Raw genomic sequence first — 258 nt, 5'->3', positions numbered from 1 at the left:
AATACGGCTAATTCTTTTTGTTAAAACCAGTCCCGGTAAATGAATCATCACAGAAGCTCTTAACCCTGTGCCAACATTAGTAGGACAACTTGTAATATATCCAAGTGACTCATCAAAAGCGTATTCAACTTCTTTCTCAATCCAATTATCTATTTGATTGGCGCTTTGAAGCGCCTCTGATAACTGTAATCCTGAAAATAGGCACTGAATCCGAATATGGTCTTCTTCATTAAGCATAACACTAATATGTTCACTTTC

Annotated in this window: 1 pseudogene; it reads right to left on the bottom strand. The window is 36.4% G+C overall.

Annotation, left to right across the window (positions count from 1 at the left end):
• A pseudogene (locus SB717_RS37410) lies at positions 1-258 on the bottom strand (ATP--guanido phosphotransferase); the annotation flags it as partial.

This window comes from Priestia sp. SIMBA_032 (assembly GCF_046535215.1).
Taxonomy (GTDB): domain Bacteria; phylum Bacillota; class Bacilli; order Bacillales; family Bacillaceae_H; genus Priestia; species Priestia aryabhattai.
This window is presented reverse-complemented; position numbering and strand designations above follow the sequence as displayed.